The sequence below is a fragment of the Collinsella sp. CLA-JM-H32 genome (assembly GCF_040098165.1).
Taxonomy (GTDB): domain Bacteria; phylum Actinomycetota; class Coriobacteriia; order Coriobacteriales; family Coriobacteriaceae; genus Collinsella.
In genome coordinates this window covers 108,462-129,326 of record NZ_JBBNMZ010000008.1, presented here as the reverse complement: position 1 = coordinate 129,326, position 20,865 = coordinate 108,462, and the positions used below count along the sequence as shown (strand labels likewise).

Annotated in this window: 21 protein-coding genes and 2 pseudogenes; 1 reads left to right on the top strand and 22 read right to left on the bottom strand. The window is 66.1% G+C overall.

Translation table 11 applies throughout. The features are described from left to right. From AAA021_RS06625 to rlmN, 14 genes and pseudogenes are all read right to left on the bottom strand, one after another. Positions 1–544, bottom strand: a pseudogene (locus tag AAA021_RS06625) (hydrolase Nlp/P60); the annotation flags it as partial. 2 nt (positions 545–546) lie between these two features. Further along, entirely contained in the window at positions 547–3,024 is a 2,478-nt protein-coding gene (locus AAA021_RS06620; RefSeq protein WP_101677782.1) for a VirB4-like conjugal transfer ATPase, CD1110 family, read from the bottom strand. Next, a complete protein-coding gene (locus AAA021_RS06615) occupies positions 2,993–3,418 on the bottom strand; it encodes a PrgI family protein (RefSeq protein ID WP_101677783.1) in 426 nt (141 codons plus the stop codon). Before AAA021_RS06615 ends, AAA021_RS06620 begins: the two co-directional genes overlap by 32 nt. A 12-nt stretch (positions 3,419–3,430) precedes the next feature. Beyond that, positions 3,431–3,646: a hypothetical protein gene (locus AAA021_RS06610; protein WP_006234636.1), complete on the bottom strand. Its 216-nt coding sequence runs from the start codon at positions 3,644–3,646 to the stop codon at positions 3,431–3,433. Positions 3,647–3,730: 84 nt separating this feature from the next. Next, on the bottom strand, positions 3,731–5,548 hold the full coding sequence (locus AAA021_RS06605) for a VirD4-like conjugal transfer protein, CD1115 family (RefSeq protein ID WP_349088531.1): 1,818 nt from the start codon (positions 5,546–5,548) through the stop codon (positions 3,731–3,733). Then, positions 5,545–6,096: a hypothetical protein gene (locus AAA021_RS06600; RefSeq protein ID WP_075279311.1), complete on the bottom strand. Its 552-nt coding sequence runs from the start codon at positions 6,094–6,096 to the stop codon at positions 5,545–5,547. The genes AAA021_RS06605 and AAA021_RS06600 overlap by 4 nt, the downstream gene beginning before the upstream one ends. A gap of 57 nt (positions 6,097–6,153) precedes the next feature. Then, entirely contained in the window at positions 6,154–6,687 is a 534-nt protein-coding gene (locus tag AAA021_RS06595; RefSeq protein WP_006234633.1) for a hypothetical protein, read from the bottom strand. 201 nt (positions 6,688–6,888) lie between these two features. Further along, complete coding sequence (locus tag AAA021_RS06590; protein WP_075279312.1) at positions 6,889–7,677, bottom strand: ATP-binding protein; 789 nt, start codon at positions 7,675–7,677, stop codon at positions 6,889–6,891. 14 nt (positions 7,678–7,691) lie between these two features. Next, on the bottom strand, positions 7,692–8,207 hold the full coding sequence (locus AAA021_RS06585) for a hypothetical protein (RefSeq protein WP_075279313.1): 516 nt from the start codon (positions 8,205–8,207) through the stop codon (positions 7,692–7,694). Positions 8,208–8,212: 5 nt separating this feature from the next. After that, positions 8,213–8,461, bottom strand: a complete 249-nt coding sequence (locus tag AAA021_RS06580) for a helix-turn-helix domain-containing protein (RefSeq protein WP_071129839.1) — start codon at positions 8,459–8,461, stop codon at positions 8,213–8,215. 78 nt (positions 8,462–8,539) lie between these two features. Then, positions 8,540–8,758: a helix-turn-helix domain-containing protein gene (locus tag AAA021_RS06575; RefSeq protein ID WP_101677789.1), complete on the bottom strand. Its 219-nt coding sequence runs from the start codon at positions 8,756–8,758 to the stop codon at positions 8,540–8,542. A 581-nt stretch (positions 8,759–9,339) separates the two neighbouring features. Continuing rightward, the gene (locus tag AAA021_RS06570) at positions 9,340–10,086 is read right to left on the bottom strand and encodes a hypothetical protein (RefSeq protein WP_101677790.1); all 747 of its coding nucleotides are present in this window, start codon (positions 10,084–10,086) and stop codon (positions 9,340–9,342) included. A gap of 2 nt (positions 10,087–10,088) precedes the next feature. Further along, positions 10,089–10,607 (bottom strand): hypothetical protein, encoded by a 519-nt coding sequence (locus tag AAA021_RS06565; protein WP_349088527.1) that lies wholly within the window; start codon positions 10,605–10,607, stop codon positions 10,089–10,091. A 537-nt stretch (positions 10,608–11,144) separates the two neighbouring features. Continuing rightward, positions 11,145–12,133: pseudogene (gene rlmN, locus AAA021_RS06560) on the bottom strand (23S rRNA (adenine(2503)-C(2))-methyltransferase RlmN). Positions 12,134–12,417: 284 nt separating this feature from the next. Here rlmN and AAA021_RS06555 point away from each other — a divergent pair. Beyond that, entirely contained in the window at positions 12,418–13,530 is a 1,113-nt protein-coding gene (locus AAA021_RS06555; RefSeq protein ID WP_123220200.1) for an IS110 family transposase, read from the top strand. 577 nt (positions 13,531–14,107) lie between these two features. Here the strand turns inward: AAA021_RS06555 and AAA021_RS06550 are convergent. The 8 genes from AAA021_RS06550 to AAA021_RS06515 form a co-directional block, all read right to left on the bottom strand. Further along, positions 14,108–15,070, bottom strand: a complete 963-nt coding sequence (locus AAA021_RS06550) for an Abi family protein (RefSeq protein ID WP_075844146.1) — start codon at positions 15,068–15,070, stop codon at positions 14,108–14,110. Positions 15,071–15,183: 113 nt separating this feature from the next. After that, the gene (locus AAA021_RS06545) at positions 15,184–15,462 is read right to left on the bottom strand and encodes a hypothetical protein (RefSeq protein WP_129583900.1); all 279 of its coding nucleotides are present in this window, start codon (positions 15,460–15,462) and stop codon (positions 15,184–15,186) included. Positions 15,463–15,793: 331 nt separating this feature from the next. Next, positions 15,794–17,191 carry a HAMP domain-containing sensor histidine kinase gene (locus AAA021_RS06540; RefSeq protein WP_349088524.1) on the bottom strand — a complete coding sequence of 466 codons (1,398 nt, stop codon included), beginning with the start codon at positions 17,189–17,191 and terminating at the stop codon, positions 15,794–15,796. Between the two features lie 26 nt (positions 17,192–17,217). Then, complete coding sequence (locus AAA021_RS06535; RefSeq protein WP_349088522.1) at positions 17,218–17,880, bottom strand: response regulator transcription factor; 663 nt, start codon at positions 17,878–17,880, stop codon at positions 17,218–17,220. Positions 17,881–17,925: 45 nt separating this feature from the next. Then, a complete protein-coding gene (locus AAA021_RS06530) occupies positions 17,926–18,114 on the bottom strand; it encodes a hypothetical protein (RefSeq protein WP_349088520.1) in 189 nt (62 codons plus the stop codon). Further along, a complete protein-coding gene (locus tag AAA021_RS06525; protein ID WP_349088518.1) occupies positions 18,107–18,922 on the bottom strand; it encodes a lantibiotic ABC transporter permease in 816 nt (271 codons plus the stop codon). The genes AAA021_RS06530 and AAA021_RS06525 overlap by 8 nt, the downstream gene beginning before the upstream one ends. Then, positions 18,922–19,692, bottom strand: a complete 771-nt coding sequence (locus AAA021_RS06520) for a hypothetical protein (protein WP_349088516.1) — start codon at positions 19,690–19,692, stop codon at positions 18,922–18,924. Before AAA021_RS06520 ends, AAA021_RS06525 begins: the two co-directional genes overlap by 1 nt. Then, entirely contained in the window at positions 19,689–20,417 is a 729-nt protein-coding gene (locus AAA021_RS06515) for a lantibiotic protection ABC transporter ATP-binding protein (RefSeq protein ID WP_035136943.1), read from the bottom strand. Before AAA021_RS06515 ends, AAA021_RS06520 begins: the two co-directional genes overlap by 4 nt. Positions 20,418–20,865 lie beyond the last annotated feature (448 nt).

The window sequence follows — 20,865 nt, the reverse complement described above, 5'->3', positions numbered from 1 at the left end:
CCGACGCCTGCGCGGCCGCCTGGGCCGCCTGGTGCCTGGCCGGGGCGGTCGCGCCGGCTGCCTCGGGGCCGCGCGCGCCTCCCTTGGGGGCGCCGAGGGCGGTCGCCGCCTTGCGGCTGCCTTGGGCTGCTTTCTTCGCCTTCCTCTGCCGCAGCCTTCCCGCGGCCTTCTTGGACGCGCGCCCCGCGTCGTACATGCCCGAGGCGCCCTCGAGCTCCTCCGAGTCGTCGAATTGGGAGACGGCCTCCCGGGCGATCGCCAGCTTCGCCGCCTCGACGCGCGAGCGCATCGCGGCCGCCGCGCGCCGGTCGCCGGCGGGTTGGGACAATTTGTCCCCGAGCCCGCCTTCCGGAGCATCGGGCTTGGAGGGGCGCTCCTTCGCCGTTGCGGCGGGGCCTCCCGCCTCGTCGAGCGGGCCGGCTCCCTCCGAGACGTTTCCCAGGGCGTCGCGCTCGGTCTCCGCGACGTCGCCCGCGGTGAGCACGTCGCGGCGCTGCGCCCCGACCACCTCGAGCATCCCGCCGCCCTCGCTCGGGCCGGCCATTCCTATTCCTCCGCCTCTCGCGCCGCCCGGCGCATCTCGCGCTCGGCGACCTCTGCGGGCTTGGTGTTCCACAGGTCGTAGAGCGGGCCTTTCGGGAAGTCGTCGGTGATGGGCACGCGGATCCCGGCGCTGATGAGCAGGCCCTCGCCGGGCTTGACGGCGTCGCCGATGTAGCCGCGCTCCGTGGCGGAGAGCTGGAGCATCTCCGCCCACGCGTCGAGGTCGGCGGTGGACTGCTTGTGCAGCAGGAAGAACTCGGAGTTGAGCACCATGTCGCGGGCCTCGGCGTTGGCCAGCATGTGGCTCGTGTTCTGGCTGATGCCGGTGCAGATGAGGCCGAACTTGCGCCCCTCGCGCCACAGGCGGGCGAAGTACTCGACCACCGTCGGGTGCGCGAAGAGGCTCTGCACCTCGTCGATGTAGAGCCATGTGTAGTTGGGGCGCGGCGGCGTGACCATCACGCGGTTGCGCACCATCTCGAGCGCCGTGATCATGCCGAACACGCGCATGTTCTGGCCGAGCCCGTGCATGTCGATGTTGGTGATGCGGTTGTCGAGCGCCACGTTGCTCTGGCCGTTGAAGAAGGAGAACGCGCCCTTCACGTAGCGCTCGTAGCGCAGCGCGATGTCGGCAGCCTCGGGCTCGGGCTGAGCGAGCAGCGCCGCGTGGAAGTCGCCGAGCGTGGGCAGGCGGCCGTCCCTCGCGCACTCCCGGTACGCCTCGCCGACGCAGCGGGCGATGATCGAGCGGTCGCGCTCCGGCAGGCCCTCGCGCCCCTCGGCCATGAGCGCGCTCGAGAGCGCGAGCACCGCGTCGGTCTTGTACGCGAGCTTGGCGGCGTCGGCGCGGTCCGCGACGTCGGCGGTGTCGAGGGGGTTGAGCACCGCCGAGCATCCCGGGGCGAGCTCGACGTTCGCGCCGCCGAGCGCGCCGACGAGGTTGCCGTACTCGCCGGCCGGGTCGAAGATCACCACCTCGTCCTCGGGGTGCGCGAGAACGGTGTTGGTTATCTCGCGCTTCACCGAGAAGCTCTTGCCCGAGCCGGGCTTGCCGCACACGAAGCCCATGGGGCTCGCCAGGCGCTTGCGGTCGCACAGCACCAGGTTCCCGCTCTCCTTTGACTGCCCGTAGTAGCCTCCGCCCGCCTCGTCGAGGCTCTGGCTGGCGAAGGGCATCTGCATGGCCACCTGCCCCGTGGTGAGGTAGCGGCTCACGGTGACGTGGTTGTCCCCGAGCGGGAGCACCGAGTTGAGAGCCTGGCGCTGCCGGAAGTGGAGCGGCTCGAGGCCGATCGTGCAGCCCTGCGCGACGCTCGTCACCTGCTGGACGCGGCGGTCGAGCTCCTCGAGGCTGTCGGCCCAGGTGTAGACGAGGCCCGTGTAGACGAACAGGCGCTCGGACTTGTTGCGCAGGAAGTCGAGCAGCTCCTCGGCCTCCTCCTTCGAGAAGCGCAGCTCGGGCGGCAGGATCTGGTAGTCGTAGCCCTTCTTCACGGCGCTCATCTGCTCGTCGATGATCTCCTTGTCCATCCAGTCGATCTGGCGCTTCACGAGCGCGAGCGCCTCGCTCTGCGCGATGGGCTGCACGTGCAGCGTCACGTTGAGCGGCAGCGGCAGGTCGATGATGGAGGCGAGGTAGGTCTCCTCGATGACCGACCCGAAGCTGCGCACGGCGAGCACCGCGCCGTAGCGCCCGTCGCTGCAAAAGCAGTCGGACCTGCCTTCGGGCTTGAAGTCGAGCGTGGAGGGCATGACGAAGTCCTTCGTGCGCGCGCCCGACGTCGGGGACAATTTGTCCCAGGAGAACTCGAAGCGCGACCCCGGGCGCAGCTGCCCCTGAAGGAGCTCGAGCCTCTCGGCGCCGTCGAGGGCGCGCGACGAGCAGCGTATGCGCGCGAGCGTCTGTTCCACGTCGCCCCGGATGCGCGCAAGCTTGGGCACCGCGGCGTCGACGTCGTCGGCGCCCACGGCGTAGGTCAGGTAGCGGTGGCGCACGAGGTTCGAGACGCCCTCGCGCATCTTGTCGTTGAGGATCCGGTTGTACTCTTCGGCGAGCCCGGCGGTGGCGCGCTCCCCGGGCTCGAAGAAGACCTTGCGGCCGACCTCGTCGGCGGGGATGGGCGCGTTCACTACCTGGAGCTGCACGTGGGAGTCCGCCGGGAAGTAGTTGAACAGCGAGCTCATCACGGTGAAGGCCGTCTCGCGCGCCTCCTTGCGCGCGGACTGGTAGCTGATGTCGGAGAACTCGACCGTCTGGCTGAACACCCCGGGCATCACCTGGGCGATGCCGTCCCTGTACATGGCGTCGTAGCCGACGTAGGCGGCCATCTCGCGCGAACGGTCGCGCTCCCGGCGGCGCCTCTGCCGCTCGGCCTCCGCGCCCTTCGAGGCGTCCTTGCGCCCGCCCGTGCCGCCGAGGAGCAGCCCGAGGGTGCTCGGGCGCTTCGGCCTATTCTCCTTGTTGGTTCTTGCTCGGCTCATAGAGCTCGGCTCCTTTCTTCCTGGTCCTGCGCCTCGCGCGCCGCCCCGGGCGGCCCGGGCGCGGCGAGCCCTCGGGGAGGCTCGCGGCGAGGCAGGGCTCGTACGCGAGCAGCTGCGGGGAAAGCTCGTGTGCCGCCAGGAGAGGCAGCAGCTCCTCGGCGCGCATGCCGAAGGGCCGCCAGAACCCGGCGAGCCAGAACGGCATGCTGCAGAGCATGATCGGGAAGGCCGCGTCCGCGACGTCGGCGTGCAGGCCCAGGTGGACGAAGGCCGCCGCCCCGACCGCGCTGCCGAAGCCGAGCGACACGCATGCGAGCGTGCGCAGGCTCATCTTCCCGACGATCTTCTCCTCGTACTCGCCGATGTCCTTCTGGACCGGTATCCGGAGCGCCATCCGCGACGCCCCCTATGCCGGCAGCCAGGACGTGTCCAGCTGCCCGAAGTAGACCGACGCGGCGATGATGATCGCGCCGCCGGCGATGGTGGATATGGCGGTCGCGATCTGCGGGCCGCCCTGCTGCTCCCTGATGGCCAGGCCGAGCGAGACCGCTCCCCACACGACCAGGAAGCCGCCGAGGAAGGTCACGCAGCCCGACACGAGCTTGATGACGTTTGCGAGCATGCTGCTCTCCTTTGCTTTCGGTTGACGATGTTCCTTGCTGTTCCTCCCCCGCGGCGGGGGAGGCCCGCGCCCTCCGCGGCCCCGTCACGAGGCGCCATCCTTCCGCCTGCGGTACTCCGCGAAGTCGAACGGGCCGCGGCGCGCGGCCTCCTCGAGCAGGCGCGAGCGCGGGTGGCGCTCGAGCCGGTACTTCCGGTCCATGAGCGGCATGCACCCGTTCACGAGCACGAGCGCGTCCTCGCGCGGCATGCGCGCCACCTCGGCGGGCTGTATGAGGTCGCGCTCGGAGATGCCGCGGTTCACGGTCCGGGTCCAGCCGGCGCCCCGCGAGTCGCTCTGCGTCTCGCTCGCCACCGTCTGCTTGCCGGCCATCTTGCTGATCTCCTCGTTGGTCTCGTTCGCCTTGCCGCCCAGGTAGAGCAGCGTGTCGCAGGCGTTCACGATGGTCTCGGCGTTGTTGTCGCCGTAGGTCTCCTTCAGCTGCGAGAGCGACTGGGCGATCATCGAGACGGCGATGTTCCTGCTGCGGGTGACGGCGATGGTCCGCTCGAAGTCGGGTATGCGCCCGATGTTGGCGAACTCGTCGAAGACGAAGTGCACCGTCGTGGGCAGCGAGCCGCCGTGCGCCTCTAGCGCCTCGGCGCAGAGCGCGCTCACGGCCGTATCCATGAGCAGGGCGAACAGGAAGTCGAAGGTCGAGTCGGTGTCGCTCATCGACGCGAAGAGCACGACCTTGGCGCCCTCGTCGCCCATGTGGGCGAGGTCGAGCTCGTCTTTGGAGGTGAGGTCGCGGACGGCACGGATGGACAGCGGCTTCAGGCGGACGTTGCAGCTCGAGAGCATCGACTTCATGGTGTCGCCGGCGGCCACGCGGAACTCGCGGTAGCTCGCGAGCGCGAAGTCGTCGGGGGGCGCGGGCTCGCGGACCTTGACCCACTCCCACGCGCCGTCCTCCTCGGCGAAGCCGCGCAGCGAACCGCCCTCCGCCGAGGCGCCGCCGCGCCTGACGTAGCGCTCGCCGGTCTCCAGCTCGCGGAACACCATGTCGAGCGGGCTCATGTAGCCCGGGTCGTCGCGGGCGTCGGCGAGCGAGAGCAGCGTGAGCAGCCCGTCGAGGTTCCGGTCGGCGGGCTCGCAGTGCATGACGAGGTAGGCCGTGAGCGCGGTGTAGACCAGGCGCTCGGCCTTCTCCCAGTAGGGGTCGCCCTTGTGGTCGGCCTCGCCCTCGGTGTTGGCGACGATGCCGCGGGCGAAGCGGATGACTCCCGCCTCGTCGCTTATGTAGGCTATGGGGTTGAAGCGCATGGAGCGCGTGAAGTCGATGGTGTCGAACGCGCGGATCTCGTAGCCGAGCTCCGCCAGCGCGCCGCCCATCTCGCGGATGAGCGTGCCCTTCGGGTCGGTCACGAAGAAGCTGGCGTTGGCCTGCAGGAGGTTCGGCTTGACGTAGTAGCGCGTCTTGCCGGTGCCGGGTCCTCCAACCACGAGCACGTTGTCGTTGGTGTCGGTGGAGAGGTCGAACCTGCGGCTCACGAGGCGGATGCGCGCGTTGTCGGTGAGGATGATGTTGTTGTCGGGGTCCTTGGGGTCGCCGAAGGGCGCGATGTCCTTGCGCGTGGCCCACCTGGAGCTACCGTGCTCCTCGCCGTCGCGCCGGGCCCCCTTGGTCCCCAGTGAGCGGGCCCAGGCGAAAAGTGCGCCGCACGCGCAGGCGGTCCCGGCGCACAGGGGAAGCGCCTCCGCGGAGAAGACGTGTCCCGCGCGGAGCGCTGCCGGGATCGCCGCCATGGCGGCCTCCGGGTCGAGGATCGGGTTCGCGCCCGACGCCGCTATTGCCGCGGCCGCTGCGTCTCCCATGGCGAACGCGGCTGCGGCCAGCGCGGCCGCCGCCTGCCACCTCATCTCTCGGGCCCCTCGATCTGGCGCGGGCCGCGGTCCCGGCCGATGTCCTGGCTGTGGGCCCTCGACGCCTCGCGCGCACGCTCCGCGCGCTCCGCCAGCCGCTCGGGCTCCTGGCGCCTCTCGGCGATCTCGGCTAGCCGCTCCCTCGCGCGGTCAGCGGCCTTGCCCGTCTCTTGCTCCAGCTGGCGGAAGGCCTCGTCGACCTCGGGGGCGTCCTCCACCTTGAAGAGCAGCCAGTCGCGGCCCTCGCCGGGGATGATGTGGTGCTCGACCGACGCGGCGCGCAGCTTGTCGGAGACGACCTCCTTGATCGTCGCGTACTCGGGAAGCCCAGAGAGCTCCTCGAGGCTGAGCTTCGCGTAGGTCGGCACGCCGTCGGCCGCGATGGCCTCGGCGCGCCCGCCGGCGATGGTCCCGCGGATTCCCGCGAGGCGCTCGGAGAGCTCCCTCGCGCTGCGCGCCATTGCCTCGGCGCCGGCCTCCTGGCCGATCCTCAGCATCCAGTCGAGCAGCTTGCCGCCCGCCTCGTCCCCGTAGTCGCTCGCCATCCCGCGCCTCCCTTCCAGTCGAGATGAAAAAGGGGCGCCTTCGCGCCCCGGTCGTCCCTATTCGGCCCCGACGGCCCTCTCGCGCGCCATTGGGGCGCGGGCTTCCTGCCCGGCGTGCGCGCGGCTCGCCTCGCGGGCGGACGCGGCGCGCTGCGCCAGCGGCTCGGGAGACTTCTCGTGCAGATGGGCCCACTCGCCGCTGCGGCACTGCTCCGGCGTCGCCTCGCACATGTCGCGCATGGCGCGCTCGAACCGCTCGGGCTCCTGGGCGATGGCGCCGAAGCTCCAGCTCTCGAAGCCGGTCCACGCGTCGCCGTCGCGCTTGAGCGTCCACCACTCGTCGCCGCCGTTCACCTGCTGGATGAACGCGAGGTCGCGGTAGCAGAACCCCTGGCGTATGGCCCAGTTGCCCGAGCCCAGCGCCTCGCGGAGCCTGTCGACGCTGTCCGTGCGGGAGAACTCGTAGGGGTACTCCTCGAGGAACGGGTCGTCCTGCCAGTCGAAGCCGCCGACCTTGAGCCAGCCGTTCTCCTGGCACTTCTCCACGAGCCCGTCGTGCTCGCGGCCGGTTATCCTCTCGAAGCCGTCCATGGGCCCTCCGCCTTTCGTTTGTTGCTTGGCGGGCGGCGTCCTCGCGATGGGGGCACGGTGCGAGTCGGAGCAGACGTGCGTGCTGGCGCGTCGGCGCCGCCCAAGACGTGTATAGCGATTTCAATTGCGTCGGAGGGCGGGGCCGCCCGCGATGGGTCGAGCTGGGTCGAGCCGTCCGCGCCTCCACGGGAAGCGCACAGGTCAGCCGCGCCGGCGCCTGTCCCTTCCGCCCAGGTAGACGGGCCTGCAGGTCTGGGAGATCCTGCTCGCGATGGCCTCTGCCGTGACGCGCTCGCCGCGCCTCGCGAGCCTGTCCGCCAGCGCGCCGGGCGCGTAGTTCGACGTGACGATGGTCGGGCGCATGTCCTCGTAGCGCGCATCGAGCACGCTGAACACGGTGCCGACGGACCATTCGGTCGCGTCCTCCTTGCCGAGGTCGTCGAGCACGAGGACGTCGCACTTGGCGTACCGCGCGACGGCGGCCTCGGTGCCGCCCTCGTCGAACGTCGCCTTCACGCGCTCGAGCATGCCCTTGGCGGTCGTGAAGGCGACCTCGTAGCCCGCCTCGGCGAACAGCCTGGCCATGGCGGAGGCGGCGTGCGTCTTGCCGGCACCGACGCCCCCGTGTATGTAGAGCCCGGCGCCACCGTTGCCCGCGAACGAGGCGATGTACTCGGCGAACTCGGGGCGGTCTGCCTCGGCGGCCCAGTAGCGCCTGGGGATGCCCGCGCGCGCGAGCACCTTCTCCCGGCGGGCCTCCTCCTCCTTGGCGGCGAGGTTGGCGCGCCTTCGCGCCTCGGCCTCCCGCTCGCTGACCGCGCCCTCGCACGGGCAGGGGGCGGCGGAGACCCAGGCGACCCTGCCTGCTAGCGCCGCGCCGAGCGGCTCGAGGGCGGCGCCGCAGTGCGGGCACGCCCTCGGCTCCGGCTCGTCGAAGGAGAGCCCGGCCGCACGGGCCTGCTCCAGGGTGATGAGTCCCGCTCGGTCCATCGGGCGCCCCTTCCTTATCTTCTGAAGTCCTTGTTGTCCCTTTTGCTTATTGGGTGGCATATCGTCAGGGGTTTCCCTGTCATCTCGTCAGGGGTTCGGGCTGCGAACCCTGACGGTTCGTCATCCTTGTTCGCGGTGAACCCTGTCATCTCGTCACCCTTTCGCGCCGGGAACCCTGACGAATCGTCAGGGGTTGCCAGCGCTCCGGGCGGCAGCCTCTCGCGCACGATGCGGTACCGCTTGGTTGCGTGCCCGCGCGCCGGGGCGTGCACGCCGCATTCCTCGATGAGGCCCTGCTCGAGCAGGTCGCGGATGGCGCGGTATGCGCTGCGCTCCTGCACGTTGAGGAACCGGGCCAGGCCGCCCTTGCTCTCGAAGTAGCCGCACCCGGCATCGCAGAAGCCGAAGATGCGCGCGTAGACGAGCAGGGGAAGGCCGGAGAGGCCCAGGTCCGCCATCATGAAGTGCCGTACCGTCGTGAACTCGCGCGGGGAGGGGCCGTCGCGCCCCCTCGGGCCTGCGGCCGCCATCGGCGCTAGCCCCTTCTGGGCGAGCCGACGACGCTGTTGCGCTCGACCCATGCGACGAGCTCGTCGTGCAGCACGATGCCGTCGCGCGTCTTGCCGCCGATGTAGCGGATTGGGAACGGGTCGTCGGGGTCTTTTGCGAGCCGGTACATGGCGTCGCGGCTGATGCGCAGCATCGCGCACGCCTCGTCGGCGCCGAATATCGCGTTGGTCGATGCGATGAGCCTCACCTGGCTCCTGCTAGTGCTCTTGGTCATGGTCGTCCTCGAGCTCCTTTCGTCTCGAGGCTCCCTCGCGTGCCCGGCCGCGGGCGGCTCCCGGGGCGGTCGCCGCCGTCATTTCCTGCCGCTCCTCGATTCGATGTAGGCGTCCACGGACGCCCTCGAAACCAGGAGCTTCCTTCCGAGCCTGTACGAGTCGATCTCTCCCGACCAGATGAGGTCGTACGCCTTGTTTCTGCTCGCCCTCATGTACTCCTGCATCTCGATCACCGTCATCCATTCGTCGCGGTCCTGGCTTCCCTCGGGCGCGGCGCATTCGGCTGCGCGTGCCATGGTTCCTCCAATCTTCCCGTGCGGCACCGCGCGGGCACGCCGCGCGACACCGTGTGCCTCTTCGTCTGCGCGACGATTGAACCGCCTGATGGCGATCTGCGCGCCCGACGGGAACGGAGACGGGTCGAGGTGGGTCGAGCTGGTCGGGCCTCCACGAAACGGCCATGAGCCACGTGCCTTAGCTCTCAGCTAAGTCCCTGAAAAGAAAAAGGCGCCCATGCGGGCGCCTGCCTAGGATCGAAGATTGTTCGGTTGTGGTCGGAATGCTCGTCTTCCGCGGTGCTGTCGTCCGGGGTCCGGCATCTGTCGTTCGCCTCTTCTGTCGTGTTTGATGTTGCGTGTTCTGCGAGCGACCTTGCGCGGGCCTGCCGGCCCGTTGCCCCAGGTGCACCCGGATAAATGGTACCCATCCGTTGGGACATGGCCTGTTGCGGTTGGCGATTCGGCTGAGCGGGAGCAGACGAACGGCGAAGGTATGCGCAAGGACGCCCCGTAAGGCTCGGTGGCCTTTGCGTTGCTTTTTTGGAACCCATCTGCAATACAAGAATTCCCTTGCTAGGCTGGGTTCTTCTCCGCCATTGCTAGATGGCGAATCCCCAAAGCCGGCGCGTCACGCCGCGAGCGGACCTTCTTATCGAGCGGAACAGAGAAAGAATGGGCTCGTAGCTCTTCTCGGAAGAGCCGCTTCTCGTCCCCCTAAGCAGGACGGCATCGTCAGTCCCGAGGATGTAGCTCCAGTAGAAACCGTCGTAGATCATCCACGGGCTTTCCCCGCGCTCGCCATAGTGGACGCCTTCGCCGATGGTGGCATAGGGCGCGAGCTTGGCCGCGGCAACCCTGAATCTGGCGGCGGGAAGGTCGCGTTTCCTGGAGACGTACTCGATTTCGCACCAACCCGTGACCAGATCGCAGCTCATGTCTATGTTGTCCTCGAGGGCAGGTCCCCACGTCCAGAACCGCGCCCACGTCGCCTTCTTGCCGACGCCTCCCGCAAGGGGCTCCTCACGGGAGACGGGCGCGGGGAGAAAGCCCACCTTGGGTTCGCCGTCGGCACCGTTGTACCATCGGGCGTAGGCGAAGCGGGTCCCGTAGAGCTTTGCGACCTGCTCGTCTTCGCGTGCCGCGAAAAGGCGCTCGAACGGTTCCGACTCCTCCTGCGGGATCAGATAGCCCCAAAGGTTGGGGCAGGCGATGTCCGTGTGGCCCTCCGGCCCGTATTCGGCCGGGTAGAACGTGCCGTCTGCCTGGTCCTGAAGCGTCTCGATTGCGTCGAGGATTGCGTCGTCTTCCCAAAACCAGCTGTCGCGCAGGCCCAGATACGCGCCCATGGCTATTTTCCCTGTTGCTTGGCGGGGAGGGGCTTGTCCCACTTTGCGGTATCGGGATTCCAAGCGGCTGTGAAATCGTCGTCCATTCCCTCGCAGGTGAGGCTTACGTTCCCTGCGGAGGGTTCAGGCTCCAGCTCGAGGAGAACTCGGTTGCCGCCCCTGCCGGTATTGAGCTCGAAATCCAGGGAGAACGAGAGCCCCGCGGCTTCGAACCCGCAGTATACGCTTAGAATCTCGGCGTCGAGGGCGGGTACGTTCTCATAGCTGAACCTGAGCTTCGGCGGGATGGTATGTGCCGGCAGCGCCTTGAAGAGGATGCCGGCAATGGTGTCGGCGATGATACCATCGTGCTCGTCTCGCCAGTCGCGGTTCTCCGGTGAGGCCTCGTCGTCGAACATCCCGTTTGCAGCGGCGTCTTTGCGGTGCCGGACGTCGTAGTCGAGGACGAACGGCAGCCCTTCTTCCTTATAGTACGCATTAAACTCACATCTCGTTTGCCATTCAAATTGTGCAGGGTTCATTTTCTCACCCCCTTTCGTTCCCGGGGGCGGGTTGGTGTTCCCCTTTCGGCTGCCCTCCACGGAAGCACCGAAATTTTGCCAACTCAAACAGCAAACTTTTTTCAAATTTTTTTGAGGACAGCAAAATGCGCCCGTCTGCAAAATGCAAACGGACGCAAAGGAATTAAAAAATGTATTTATATGATTATACAGTTCATATTCATGGGTAGAAATTTCCCCGGCGGTGGTCGGGCTTTTTTTGATATGTCAATGACCGTCGGATTTTGTCGATAGGGTATGTGCTTCATGGCGGCTACCTCCTTTTAGCCGCCGCTTTTAACAGTGATACCGCGTCATTTCATTAGAAGATAAAAAGAAACGGCGGCTTTGGTTTTTCAAAGCTGCTGCGGAAATCAAAGAACGACAAGCAACAGTTCTGATTTTGCTCCAATATGGTTATTGGGGGCACAAATTAAATCAAAAAAGAGCCGATAACAGCAGTATTTCAAACTGCATATTATCGGCTCTGCGTCTGTGCGTCTGGCTCTTTTAATTAAATTATTTTTGTTGTTTTTTGGCTTTATTATATGTATTAGCTAACTGTCCACAAGCTGCTTTAATCTTTCTACCATGAGAAACTCTCATGGTAACTTCAAGTCCTGTTTGCTCTAATTGATGTTTGAACGCAACCATTTCTTGTTTTTGTGGTGCTCTAATTTTTGAATTACTCGTCGGGTTGTATTGCAGCACGTTAATCATAACATTTTTGCCCTTAAACCATTTTGCAAGTTGCTTTATATCTGAGGAACGGTCATTTATACCTGGTAAAAGCAAATACGCAAATACCACTTTTCGATTATGCCTTTGTGAATAGGACAATGCTTGCTTAACAACATCTTCAATAGCGTACATGTGCATATGAGGAATGATGCAGTTTCTCGCAGCCTGTGTTGCTGCATGTAAAGATATTGTCAACTGAATTTTTAGATGTTCTTCGCGCAATTTTTTTAATTGATTAACTGGACCAACTGTTGATACGGTAATGCCGTCGGTTGGAAAGTTAAGTCCATTTCTATCTCGAAGAATATGGATTGCTGCAATCAAGTTGTCGTAATTGAATAAAGGTTCTCCCATTCCCATAAAAACGATACGATTTACTTTTTGACGTATCAATATGACCTGCTGCACAATTTCAGATGGTGTTAGATTACGAACGAAACCATTGCGTCCGGACTCACAAAAAATACAGCCAACAGAACAACCAACTTGCGTACTTACGCAAACAGTCCCACCATCTCGCCGTTTAATAAAAACCGTTTCGATATACCTGTTGTCTTTCAATTCATAAACATACTTTTCAGTATCGCTACTTTTATAGACTTTTTTTGTTGATATTGATAGATTTTTTTGTGAAATGGCTGTTTATACAATTCCGCATATAAGGCTCTTGCTTTATCCTCTCCAATTACTTCCGACATTTCTTTGTAAGTAAATCCGTATGGGTCATTCAATATTTCCGTAAGTGTACTTTTAGGTAAGTGTTTCATTTAATATCCTTCCTTTTGTTTTTCAGAGTTTTTGATTATGATTTCTAATTTTTCAAAAAAGCCCATATTGAAAATGGGAAAAATCTTTTTTGATTTCAATGCTTATCGAATACGCATGCTATGTAACATAAACATTTCCCCCTTTTAATAATACTATACAAGACGATATGAGCAGGACATAAAAAAGTTGGAAGCCCCTCCTGCATGCATATCCGCGGATTAGGCCGACAATAGAGGTGTCCAAACCGCCAGCGGCCACGCCGCATTCATGGAAGGGGCTTCCGATGAGCAATGCTACCACTTTCGTAGGGCTAGACGTGCATGCCAGGCCGGTGAAGGCCTGCGCGTTCGTCCCGGAAACGGGCGAGACGATCAGGAAATCGTTCGGCTACGAGCCCGGCGAGATCGCCTCATGGGTGTCCTCGCTGCCCCAGTCCGCCAGATGCGTCTACGAGTCGGGAGTGACGGGCTTCCACCTTTGCCGCGAGCTGAACGCGATGGGCGCCGCCTGCGTGATCGGAGCCGTTTCCAAGATGCACAAGCCCGCCGCGGACCGCGGCCGCAAGACCGACAGGCGCGACGCGCAGTTCCTCGCGGTGCAGCTGGCGCTGGGCGTGGTCACCGAGGTGCACGTGCCCGATGCCGAGTGCGAGGGCGCGCGGGATTTGGCGCGGGCGCTGGCCGACGCGCGCGACGACGCCGTGCGCGCCAAGCAGAGGCTTTCGAAGTTCCTGCTCAGGCACGGGCTCGTCTACGACGAGAGGAACGCCGCCGGCCAGAGGCGCAACCGCTGGACCGGGGATTTCTGGGCGTGGGTGGGCCGCATCGACCTCGGGGACGCCGCCGCCATGGCGACGCTGGACCACTACTGCGAGCGCGTGCGCGAGGCCGACGCCGCCAAGGCCGCGCTCGAGGCGAAGGTCAAGTCGCTGGCCCAGCAGCCTAGATGGAAGCCGACCTGCGACGCGCTCAAATGCCTCAAGGGTATAGACGCGGTCACCGCGGCTTCGATCGCGTGCGAGGCCGACGGCTTCGCGAGGTTCGCCACGGCGTCGGGCTTCGCGGCGTGGGTGGGCCTGGTGCCCTCCGAGCACTCCAGCGGCGAGTCCCGATTCCGCGGCGGGATAACCAAGGCCGGCAACAAGCACCTGAGAAAGCTGCTCGTCGAGGCCGCCTGGCACTACAAGGGAGCGTCGAGGTCGCCGAAAGACCTGGCCAAGGGGCAGGTAGTCGACGCAGCGACCAGGCGACACGCCAACGCGGGCGTGAGGCGGCTCGTCGACAGGCGCCGCTCCATGGACGATGCGGGCAAGCAGAGCAGCGTGGCCAACGTCGCGGTGGCGCGCGAGCTGGCCTGCTGGTGCTGGGCCGTGGGCCGAATGGCGGAAGGCGCCTAGCGGGAGCGCCGCGCACATATCCGGGTCTTTCCCGGAATTCCCGGGCTCGACGGGCGTCGGCCTCCATCCTCGGATTTTTTTCGTGCGGCGGCGAAGCCGCCACGCACGCCAAAAGACAGACGAGACGGAGGGGCCGGCCGTAGCAACGAGATGCACCGGCGCATTCTGCGCGATGGGCGAATATTAAACTGCCAGACGGGCGTCGATCCGACACGCGCTGTCAACGGGGATTGCGGAGGAGATAGATTGGGCCAAGGGCGAACGAAATCGCCCTTGGCCCTTCATTGCCTATTGACAATGTCCTGCTCATATTATAAAAGGCGCCCACGAGGACACCTACAGGCTATCTTCGAACTACTTGGTTGGGGCAGACGGAGGAAAAAAATAGGGCAGAATCGCTCTCATGATCCCGCCCCGCAAACCCGAGGGTTTCTAACTGGCTCCATTATTCCGGGCTTCTCAGTTCTGTCATTGACCCAGGTATCATCCGTCTCCTATAGCGAGTGAATATAAAAATAGGGCAGAGTCGCTTGCGCAAGTCCGCCCCTAAAACCGTGAAGGTTTTGCTATCTGCAGGCTATTCTACCAACCCGAGCGATTCTGTCAACCTGCGAAGGAACTCGAGCGCGGAGCGAGCTGCGGCGTCGGGCCCCTTGTCGGGCAGCGCCTCGGTTTCGCCGTCGGCCCTGGCGAACATCTCGGCGAGCTCGGATGCGGCGCGCGAGCGCGAGGAGCCCTCGGGTACCAAGCCGGAGTGCGCCACGAGCACGGTCGCGACCTCCTGCATGGCCGTATTCCCCATCCACTTCCTCCTGGTCGCCTTGGGAATCCCCACGGCGGCGACCCTTCGGGAGACGCCGCTGGACGCCGAGCCCCGGGCGGCGCCCCTCTCGGCGAAGCAGTTGATCAGGCACGAGCCGTGCGCGGCGCAGTTGCGGACGGACTTCACGCGCTTGAGGTCGTAGTGGGAGGCCTCGAGGCGCCTGTCGCCCCATCGCCTGGCGCAGAAGCGCACGAAGTCGATGAGGGTGCCGAACGAGGTGAGCTCAAGGAAGGCCCAGGCAGGCATGTCGCCGGAGTACTTCGCGTAGAGGCTCGAGCTGTAGGGGCTGCGGCCGCTCATCTTGAGCTCGCGCAGGCGGTACTCCCTGTTTGCAGTGGTAAGCGATGCCATGTAGTCGGCCACGATGGCGTAGCCGTCCTCTCCACGGTCCTCCATCTCGCGAAGCAGTGTCACCTTCTGGAAATGCTCGATGTCGAGCGTCATGCCGAGCAGGGCGTGGCGCAGCTCCTGGTCGAGCGCCGCGAGCAGGCGCAGCTGGCCGAAGTCGAGGTCTACGTAGCGGCCGTCGCGCGGGCCTCCCTCGTATTTCGAGAAGAGTTTGCGGTAGGATGCGAGCTTGAAGAAGTTGCACTTGTCGCGCAGGTAGTCCGCGGCCTCTTCCTCGGAACACAGTTCGAAGGCTACGCCCTTCTGCTTGAGGTGCTCTATCTGCTGCTCGATCGTGAGGATCGGCTTCCTATCGTGGGGTTCGGCCATGCTCGGTCTCCTGTCATTGATTTGAGAATCCTATTCTACCAGCATGTTTGCCCTGAATCCTGAAGGCCCGTTCGCCAACTCATAAGCAAGCCACCTGAGACTACTCACTTTGTTCACGAATGGCGAAGACCTGCGACCTGGGGTTTTGCAAATGGCGCGCAAGCCACCCGCGTTAATTCACTTGCGATTGCAGCTGGCGGCTTGCGGGCAAAAGGGCGGTTGAGTTTCAAAACGGGCGTTTTCGGCGCCATCGAGCCTCCAAAGGCGACCCGCCGCGCACTTTGGGACAAAAACAAAAACTCAAAGCCCTGAGTTTGAAAAAAGTTTTTGAGGTTGTCCCAGCTTTTGTCCCCGAAGCCGACGAAACGCGACATCGCGTCATTCGGCGGCACGCGTTCCGTGTCGATGCCGAAAACTGGGTGTAACTGGAGTGACGGGACGGCAGAACCGACGCCATCGAATGGGAGTAGGCTGACAGGGTTCTGACCTGCACTTTTGAGTGCCGCACTGTGCTCCTGAGTTTCGTTTCGTACGAGAGTTACGGCAAAACCACCAGCGACATTGGTGAGTAAACTCGATTATCGAGCCTCCGTTCCCATGTTGGAACGGAGGCTTTTTCTTTGCCTTTTTACTCTCTTTCACCTGCGATTTCGCGATTTACTCCCCGTGTTTCAAGATGGAAGCGTTTGGTTGCGAGCCACGCCGCTGTGAGGGCCTGAGTCGTCAGGCCCCGCACAGGGGGACCGCGATGGTGGCCACCGCGCCGCCCGAGGGGCTGTTGGCGAGCGAGACGGAGCCCCCGTGGGCGCTCGCGGCCTCGGAGGCGGCGTGGAGGCCGAGCCCGTAGTGGCGGCCTCCGTCGCGCGAGGAGCGGGAGGAGTCGTCTGTGAAGAGGCGCTCGCAGCCGTGTTCGAGGGCGGCGGGAGAGAAGCCCGGTCCGTCGTCGGACACCTCGATGACGAGGTGCCCGCCCGCGACGTCGCAGGAGACCGCCACGCGCGAGCGCGCGTGCTCGGCGGCGTTGGCCACGAGGTTCGCGGCGGCTCGCGCCAGGGCGGTTCGGTCGAGTGGGGCCTCGGACGCGCCCGCGACAGCGGGGCCCGTGGCCGCGTCGAGCGTCACGCCTCGCGCCCGGGCGATCTGGGCGGCCTCGGCGAGGACCTGCTCGCAGAGCTCGGCCGGCCGCATGGGGGCCCTCTCCGCCCCGCCGGACCCGCGCGAGGCCTCGATGAGCAGGCGCACGTAGCCGTCGAGCCTTTCGACACTGCCGGCTATGTCGCGCGCGGCGGCCGCGAGGTCGGCGTGTTTCTCGTCTTCCAGCTCCTCCGCCACGAAGTCGGCGTTGGCACGCAGCACGGTGAGCGGCGTCTTGAGGTCGTGGGCGAGCGACGCCACCTGCTCGCGCTGCCCCCGCTCCGCGGCCCAGCGGGCCTCGAGCGACTCGGCGAGGGAGGTCCGCATGGCGTCCATCGCAGCGAGGACGTCGTTCATCTCGCGCACGTTGGTGCTGCCGACCGCGAAGTCGAGCTCCCCCGCGCCGACGCGCCCCGCCGCCTCCGCGAGCGGCGCCATCTTGCGCGAGATCACGCGGCTCGCGCGGCGCGCCACGAGCGCGAGCGCGAGCGCGCTTCCCGCAGCGGCGCCGACGAGCATGAGATTCTGCGGGTTGGGAAGCAGGCCGGCGAGGTCGCGCGAGACCCACTGCGGCAGGTACTCGCTGACGAGTGCGCAGGCCCCGCCGCCCTTGAGCGGGAACGCGGCGTAGGTGAGGCCCGAGCCCCCGCCCTCGATCTCCACTGTGCCCGGATCCGCGGCGAGTGCCGCACGGGCCATTTCCGTCGCGTCCTCGAGCCGCGTGCCCTTGAGGTCTGTCATCAGCACGTATCCGTCCTTGTTCAGGATGAGGTAGCGGTACGCCGTCGGCACGTCCTGCTGCCCGCAGACGCCGTCGCGTGCCAGGCCCTCCGCGACCTCGCGCGCATTGGCAGGCCCCCAGCTTGCCTCGTAGACGAAGCCCGCGTTGATCGCCGCGGAGAGCGCCATGAACGAGGCGAGCCACGCCGTGGCGACCGCCGCGAACGCGTAGGCGAAGTAGCGCGCGATGACGAAGGAGAGCGGCATGCCCCCGCGACCTCGCGCCCCGGTCCTCAGAGCTGCCACTTGTACCCCATCCCCCAGACGGTCGCGATCGGATCGGCGCCGGCCTCGGAGAGCTTCCTCCGGGCGCGGCTGACCTGCATGGATATGGCCGCATCGTCGGCGTCGCTCTCCCAGCCGAGCACTGCCTCGCGGATCTGCGCGCGGCTCATGACCTGCCCGGGGTGGCGGGCGAGGTACTCGCAGATGGCGTACTCGGTGGGCGTGAGCGGCACGTCCTCGCCGCCCACGGCGAGGACGTGCGCCCCGAGGTCGATCCGCACCTCCCCGAAGGAGAGGGCGTGCGAGCGCGGCCGGCGCTCACGGCGTAGATGGGCCGCGACCTTGGCGCGCAGCTCCGCGGCCCCGAAGGGCTTGCGGACGTAGTCGTCGGCGCCCAGGCCGTAGCCGGCCACGGCATCCTCCTCGGCCACGCGCGCGGTCAGGAAGACGATGGGCCCGTCGAAGTCCGGGCGGATCTGCCGCACGAGCTCGAAGCCGTCGAGCCCCGGCATCATGACGTCGCAGAGCACGAGGTCGAAGCGCGAGAGGTCCATCCCCGGGACCGCCGTCGGGTCCGCTGTCTTGACGACCTCATGGCCGTCGCGGCCAAGGACGCGCGCGATCGCGTCGAGGATCGCCCGTTCATCATCCACTGCCAGTATCCTCGCCATGTTCGACCTCCTGAAACTCCCTTCGGCATTGTACTTGCGCCGCGCTCAGCGGTCCAGAGCCCCGCGCGCAGCCGCGGGCGCGGCCGCCCACATGGCGATCTCAGGGTTGGGAAGCACGCGGTCGGCGATCGAGCGCAGCGCCGACCCCCAGCCGGCGTCGAGCAGGGCATTCCCGCCCAGGACGAGCGCTGCGGAGAGGAGGGCGAGCACGGCGGCGAGCGGCTTCCTACGCATCTGCCCTCCCGTCCTCGAAGCGGCGGAACCAGGCGAGAAGGACGGCGCCGGCTGCCAGGGCGAGCACGAGGCTGGCGAGCGCAGTCGTGAGGAGAGGGGCCGCCGCGCGTGCGGCGTCGATGAAGGCCTCCACCCCGAGCGACCCCAGGCGCGCGGGCCAGGCGAGCGGCACCCAGCTCAGGGGCGTCGCCAGGGCACCGGTGAGCTCGCCGGTCATGAGGCCGTGCGCAAGTCCGCCCACCGAGAAGAACGCGAGGAGCACCCCCGCCGCGCCGGCGCCGATGGCGGCGTTGCGGCCGAGGCGCAGGGCCACGCCGAGCCCCAGCGCGTAGAGGGGCAGGCTGCCCAGCACGATGCCCGCCCAGGCGGCCGCAAGCGGAGCGGGCCCGAGCGGCAGGCGCCCGGCGACGGCGAGCACGGCCCCGAACACGCCGAGCGCCACGGCCAGCGCGCCCGCGCCGAGCGCCGCGAGGGCGAGCAGCTTCGCCGCGACGGCGCGCCCGCGCGAGGGGACCGCCGTGAGGTTGGCGAGGCGCCCGGCAGCGCGCTCCTCGTCCACGGCGAGCCCGCAGACGATGGCGGACATGAGCGGCATGAGGGCGCCGAGGAACTGGGCGTAGGCGTCCGCGCCCAGCGCCGGGTCCCATCGGGTTACGGAGAAGTACTCGCCGCAGGCAAGACCGGCTGCCAGGCCGCAGACGAGGTGCACCACTGCGAGCGGGGAGCGCGCCAGGCGCAGGGCCTCGGAGAGCAGGGCCCGCGGGAGAGTCATGCGCGGCGTCGGGTCGGAGAGTCGTGTCATGGCCATCACCTCTCCTCGGAGCGCGCGAACCAGGCCGCGCCCGCCGCCGTGAGCGCGGCGAACGCGAGCGCGCAGACCGCAAGGCCCGCCAGTGTGAGCATGCCGTCCGCCGTGAGCGCCCCGCCGAGCGCCATGTCCGCCGCGAGTGGCTCGCCGCTCGGCAGCACGGGGATGAAGCTCGTGGGGATGACCATGCTCGCCGACGGCGGAAAGAGCTGCGGCAGCGGCATCAGCGACCAGGCGAACCCACCCACGAGCTGCGTGGCGAGCGGGCAGAAGATGCCCGCGAGCATGCCGAGCCGCGCCGTGAGGAAGAGCCCTGTGGGGATCATCCACGCCGCGGTCACCGTGTTGGCGAGCGCGCAGAGGAGCATCGTGAGCGTGCCCGCGGCCGTGAGGCCCTGCGAGGAGAACGCCGATCCCGTGAGGTAGATGCCGAAGACCACGAGGTTCGAGAGCGCGCAGAGCGCGAGGCACCAGAGTGCCTTGGCCCACCAGGCGCGCCCGAGCGGGAAGCCCAGGCCCAGAAGCCCCCGCATCCGCGTGCGCGCGTCCGCCCGCGCGACGCACGCCACCACGAGCGAGAGAGACACGGGCAGGAAGAGCGCGTACCAGTAGTTCCACGCGCTGAAGATCTGCACGCCCCGGTAGGGCATCGCGCCGAGCAGCGGCATCGGCAGCGCCATGAGCACGGCCAGGCGAACCGGTGCCGCGTGGCGCGACTTCAGGGCCTCGGCGCGCAGGCCCGCGAGCAGGCCGCCTTTCTCGCCCGTCATGCCGCCACCTCCCCGCGCGCTCGTCGTCCTTCCCGACAGACGCTCATGAAGAGTTCCTCGAGGTCCTGCCCGGGCCGAAGCGCATCCTCGTAGGCGAGGCGCCCCCCGTAGATGATGCCGATGGTGTCCGCCATCTGCTGCACCTCGGAAAGGATGTGGCTCGAGACGATCACCGTCGTACCCGCCGCCGCGAAGCCGCGGATCTGGTCGCGCAGCTCCTCGATGCCGATGGGGTCGAGTCCGTTGGTGGGCTCGTCGAGCACAAGCAGGCGTGGCCGAGCGATCAGCGCCAGCGCGAGCCCCAGGCGCTGCCGCATGCCCATCGAGAAGCGCCCGGCGCGCTTCTTCCCGGTGTCCGCGAGGTCCACGGCGGCGAGCACCTCATCTACGCGGCTCTCGGGAAGGCCCAGCAGCGTGGTGCGCACGCGCAGGTTCTCGCGCGCGGTGAGGTTGGGGTAGAGCGGCGCCTCCTCGATGAGGCTGCCGATTGCGTAGAGGTCCTCGCGGCGCCAGGCGTGCCCGGCAAAGAGGATCTCCCCGGCCGTCGGCCGCAGCATCCCGCAGATCATCTTGAGCGTTGTCGACTTGCCGGCGCCGTTGGGGCCGAGCAGCCCGTACACCTCGCCCTCGCGGATATGAAGGCTCACGTCGGCCACGGCATCCTGCGCCTGGTCGCCGCGGCCGAAGCGCTTGGTGAGCCCGCGCGTCTCGAGCATGTAACCCATGGGTTCGTCCTTTCTCTTCCGGGCGCGCGGGCCGAGTCGCCGTGCCCGCGTGCCTTACCTTTCGGGTTCACCATCCATGGTGGGGCTCGTTTCTAACGAAGCTGTAACGGCCGTTGGGCTCTTTTGGCGCCAGCCCTTCTCGAACCGTACGCCGCTCATGGTATTTCTATCGTGATAATAAGGACGGAGGTGCCCGTGGCACGCAATAAGTGCCCGGAGGAGACGGTCGAGAAGATCAGGGGTGACGGCCCAGCGAGTGTTATTTTGCGAGCTAGGCGCATTGAAAGCGACCTTTCGTGGTATAAACTACTTGCCGGAAGCCGCGGCTTTCAGAGTACGGCTTACGTGTACGTTTAACCTCCGTGGGCGACGGGGTGCCGCAAGGCGTAGAATATCGCCCACCTGTAGGGGCCTGCAGCGATGCGGGCCCCGCTTCGTATGAAGGGGG

Coding starts and splice junctions, on each gene's coding strand:
- AAA021_RS06610 (WP_006234636.1), bottom strand. CDS start 3,646: ATGCTCGCAAACGTCATCAAGCTCGTGTCGGGCTGCGTGACCTTCCTC.
- AAA021_RS06615 (WP_101677783.1), bottom strand. CDS start 3,418: ATGGCGCTCCGGATACCGGTCCAGAAGGACATCGGCGAGTACGAGGAG.
- AAA021_RS06565 (WP_349088527.1), bottom strand. CDS start 10,607: ATGAACCCTGCACAATTTGAATGGCAAACGAGATGTGAGTTTAATGCG.
- AAA021_RS06570 (WP_101677790.1), bottom strand. CDS start 10,086: ATGGGCGCGTATCTGGGCCTGCGCGACAGCTGGTTTTGGGAAGACGAC.
- AAA021_RS06520 (WP_349088516.1), bottom strand. CDS start 19,692: ATGACGGGCGAGAAAGGCGGCCTGCTCGCGGGCCTGCGCGCCGAGGCC.
- AAA021_RS06525 (WP_349088518.1), bottom strand. CDS start 18,922: ATGGCCATGACACGACTCTCCGACCCGACGCCGCGCATGACTCTCCCG.
- AAA021_RS06590 (WP_075279312.1), bottom strand. CDS start 7,677: ATGGACCGAGCGGGACTCATCACCCTGGAGCAGGCCCGTGCGGCCGGG.
- AAA021_RS06580 (WP_071129839.1), bottom strand. CDS start 8,461: ATGACCAAGAGCACTAGCAGGAGCCAGGTGAGGCTCATCGCATCGACC.
- AAA021_RS06585 (WP_075279313.1), bottom strand. CDS start 8,207: ATGGCGGCCGCAGGCCCGAGGGGGCGCGACGGCCCCTCCCCGCGCGAG.
- AAA021_RS06600 (WP_075279311.1), bottom strand. CDS start 6,096: ATGGCGAGCGACTACGGGGACGAGGCGGGCGGCAAGCTGCTCGACTGG.
- AAA021_RS06620 (WP_101677782.1), bottom strand. CDS start 3,024: ATGAGCCGAGCAAGAACCAACAAGGAGAATAGGCCGAAGCGCCCGAGC.
- AAA021_RS06555 (WP_123220200.1), top strand. CDS start 12,418: ATGAGCAATGCTACCACTTTCGTAGGGCTAGACGTGCATGCCAGGCCG.
- AAA021_RS06515 (WP_035136943.1), bottom strand. CDS start 20,417: ATGGGTTACATGCTCGAGACGCGCGGGCTCACCAAGCGCTTCGGCCGC.
- AAA021_RS06605 (WP_349088531.1), bottom strand. CDS start 5,548: ATGAGGTGGCAGGCGGCGGCCGCGCTGGCCGCAGCCGCGTTCGCCATG.
- AAA021_RS06595 (WP_006234633.1), bottom strand. CDS start 6,687: ATGGACGGCTTCGAGAGGATAACCGGCCGCGAGCACGACGGGCTCGTG.
- AAA021_RS06535 (WP_349088522.1), bottom strand. CDS start 17,880: ATGGCGAGGATACTGGCAGTGGATGATGAACGGGCGATCCTCGACGCG.
- AAA021_RS06575 (WP_101677789.1), bottom strand. CDS start 8,758: ATGGCACGCGCAGCCGAATGCGCCGCGCCCGAGGGAAGCCAGGACCGC.
- AAA021_RS06550 (WP_075844146.1), bottom strand. CDS start 15,070: ATGGCCGAACCCCACGATAGGAAGCCGATCCTCACGATCGAGCAGCAG.
- AAA021_RS06540 (WP_349088524.1), bottom strand. CDS start 17,191: ATGCCGCTCTCCTTCGTCATCGCGCGCTACTTCGCCTACGCGTTCGCG.
- AAA021_RS06530 (WP_349088520.1), bottom strand. CDS start 18,114: ATGCGTAGGAAGCCGCTCGCCGCCGTGCTCGCCCTCCTCTCCGCAGCG.